This window comes from Gemmatimonas sp. (genome assembly GCF_044345575.1).
Lineage (GTDB): Bacteria > Gemmatimonadota > Gemmatimonadetes > Gemmatimonadales > Gemmatimonadaceae > Gemmatimonas.
In genome coordinates this window covers 1-3163 of sequence record NZ_JBIJAW010000369.1, presented here as the reverse complement: position 1 = coordinate 3163, position 3163 = coordinate 1, and the positions used below count along the sequence as shown (strand labels likewise).

The following is a 3163-nucleotide window of genomic DNA, read 5'->3' as shown; positions in this document are numbered from 1 at the left end:
GACGGATCGACCGGAAACCGCAGCCCATGGGACCGGGCCGCCCGGTCGATCGCACCACGCAGCGCGCCGGTGCCCGCACGGATGCGGCGGGACTCCACCTGCACGGGGCCGATTTTGTCCAGGCGCGACAGGTCGACCACGACCCCGGGACCCACCGCGCCCGCGGCCATCCCGCTCCCCGACCCGCGGGGGATGAGCGCCGCCCCCGTGCGCTTGGCCCACGCCGCCAGCGTCCCCACATCGTCGGTGTCAGCCGGTACCGCCACTGCCGCCGGCCAGCACCGGGCAATACCCGCCCCCTCGGCGTACAGCGCCCGCGCCGTGAGGTCGGTACGAAAGACACCGCGAAACCCCGAGGGTACGTCGGCGGCGGTGAGATGGCTCAGATCGAAGGACACGACGGAAAACAAAGCACAAAGGCGCGGACAGGGAACGGCGTACGCGATTCTGCAGTGACGCCACCCCTCCGGATTCGTATCTTTCCCCGATATGTCGCTTCCTGCTCCGGTTTCCGACGCGCTGGTCCGCCGTGATGCGGCGCGATTCTGCACGGCAATCCTGCCGGCCGTCTCGCGCACCTTCGCGCTGGGGATCAAGGCGCTCCCCGGCGACCTGGGACAGGCCGTACTCGACGCCTATCTGCTCTGTCGCATCGCCGACACAGTGGAAGACGCGCCCGGCATCGACCCGCAGGTCAAGGCGGCGCTGTTCGACGATTTCCTCGCCGCGTTCGACGACGCCGAGGCGTTGACGCGGTTCACGGCCGGAGTGCAGGAGCTCACCGGCGACCTCGCCCATCTCACGCTCACGAAGAACACGCCGCTGGTGTTCGAGCACTTCGCGCAGCTCCCGCCCCGGACCCGGGAGCTCGTGCGCAAATGGGTGGCCGAGATGGCCGTGGGGATGCGCAAGTTCGTGTTGCTCTACCCCGATGGTATTCGCATCCAGACCATCGAGGAGTACAAGGAGTACTGCTACTACGTGGCCGGCACGGTGGGGTACATGCTCACCGATCTCTGGCACGAGCACTCGTCCAGTATCGGCGCCAAACGTTACGCCATTCTGCGCGAGCGGTGCCGCGCCTTCGCCGAAGCGCTGCAGACGGTGAACATTCTCAAGGACGTGGCGGTGGACGCGGAGAAGGAGAACTCCGTGTATGTCCCCGAGGAACTCCTCCGGGCGCACGGCAGCACGCAGAGCCGCATCCTCGCCCCCGAGCTCATCGCCAAGAATCGCGAAGCGCTCGCGCAGCTCATCAAGCTCGCATGGCACGACCTCGAGGAGGCGCTCGTGTATCTTCTCGATATTCCGCGTCGTGCGGTGAGCATCCGGCTCTTCTGCATTCTGCCGTTACTGCTGGCCTACGCCACGCTGCGCGATCTCGTGCAGAGCAACGCCATGTTGCAGCCCGGTGGCAGCGTGAAGATCACGCGCCGCGAGGTGAAGAGTCTGCTCATGACCGGCAGCATGCTCGTCATGAGCAACGCCGGCGTCCGCTGGCTCGTAGCCCGCGTCCGCCGGCGCAGCTTCGAACTCGCCTTCGCCGGCTAGCTGTTTCCGCTCTTCGGTTGGGAGTCAACTCCTAACCCTTTACGCCGTTCCGCGCCGGCGAAGCCGGCGCCCTAAGGCACTCGCACGCCGAACGAGTCGCCGGTGATCATGCGGGTCACCCGGCCGTTCTCCTCCACGAAGCGTACGACTTCGCCGATCGCCCCGCCACCGGTGGGCGCCATCATGCGGAAGCGCCCACTGCCGAGCGGCTCGAGCGTGATCGGCGTGCCGATGCTGGTCGCGTTCGGCGTGATGATCACCAGCTTTTCATTCATCAGCACCACCTGCTGATCGCCGAAGACGGTGCGATAGATCCCCGCGAAGCGCGCCCACGACGGATCCCACGCCACGGTGCTCTTCGCCGCGGGCACGGCCTTCGCCACCGCCGCGCCCACCGTGGCGATGAGCTGCTCGGCAATCTGTCCCGGGCCGGCGTCGTTCGTGTTCGTCAGCACGATCACGCCCACCTTGTCGCTCACGTTGAAGTAGGTCTGCGTGGTGTTGCCGGCGTAACCGCCCCCATGCCCGATCCACGTGCGGTTGTTGATGCGCGAGAAGTCGAAGCCCAGCCCGCTGCCGCTGGTCCAGTTCTCGTCCACCGCACGTACGCGGTGCATTTCGCGCCACGACGCGGCACTCAAAACGTTCGCGCCCCCGCGCGGTCCGCGGCGGAACTGTGCCGATACGAATTTCGCGAGATCATCGACGTTCGACGTCATGCCGGTGGCCGCCGCCATGCCGTGCGCATCCACAAAACCGAGCGCGTCGCGTGATCCATCCGGCAATCGACGCCAGTACGGTACCGTGAGGCCGTCCACTTTCCTGTCCACGCTCGTGCTGCTCATGCCGAGCGGCGCAAAGATCTGCTGCTGCACGTAGTCGGCCCACCGCTGGCCGGTGACCTGCTCCACGACGAGACCGGCCACGGCGAACGCGAGATTCGAATACTTCCACCGAGTGTTCGGCGCGAACGCCGCTTTGCGCTGGCTGTATAGCTGCTTGATCTCGGCTTCGCTCGGGAACTGCTCCGTGGACCAATGATCGCCCGCTTCGCGCTGCAGCCCCGACATGTGCGACAGCAGATGCTCGATGGTCACGTCGCCATCGTCGTCACCCGCCGGCTGCGCTGTGAACCACGGCAAATGCTTCCGCACCGGGTCGTCGAGCCGGAGTTTCCCCTCCTCCCGCAACTGCATGATCGCCACGGCCGCGAACATCTTGCTGTGCGAGGCGATGCGGAACTTCACCTGCGGCGTCATGGGCACTTTGCCTTTCACGTCGGCGAAGCCGAAGCCCTTCGACCAGACCAGCTGCTGATCGTAGACCACCCCCACCGACACGCCCGGCAGCCCGCGATACGCGAGCTGGCCATCCATCCACGCCGAGAACAGCCGTTCCGCCGCGAGGACATCGGGGTTGGTGGCCATATCCTGCGCGCGCAGTGATGCCACGGGCGACACGAGTGCGGCGACGACAACAGCACTCGTGGCGAGCGCGCGCTTGGCAAAGAGGAACGGATTCATCGGCGAAATCGGCAGAGGAGAACGAGGGTGTCGGTCGCCAATGTGCGTGTCGAACGGCACGTCCGCGAGTGCGGGGAACTGCTTTCGCG

General features: G+C 66.5%; 3 protein-coding genes. 1 reads left to right on the top strand and 2 read right to left on the bottom strand.

Annotated elements, in window-relative coordinates:
• The coding region (locus ACIQ6O_RS15270) for an FAD-binding oxidoreductase (protein WP_396208637.1) at window positions 1-398 on the bottom strand (398 nt) is incomplete at its 3' end.
• A gap of 91 nt (window positions 399-489) precedes the next feature.
• On the opposite strand from ACIQ6O_RS15270, the gene ACIQ6O_RS15265 reads away from it, so the two are divergent.
• On the top strand, window positions 490-1551 hold the full coding sequence (locus ACIQ6O_RS15265) for a phytoene/squalene synthase family protein (RefSeq protein WP_396208636.1): 1062 nt from the start codon (window positions 490-492) through the stop codon (window positions 1549-1551).
• A gap of 71 nt (window positions 1552-1622) precedes the next feature.
• On the opposite strand, the gene ACIQ6O_RS15260 is transcribed toward ACIQ6O_RS15265, so the two are convergent.
• Window positions 1623-3163: serine hydrolase domain-containing protein (locus tag ACIQ6O_RS15260; protein ID WP_396208635.1), on the bottom strand; the 1541-nt coding region annotated here is incomplete at its 5' end.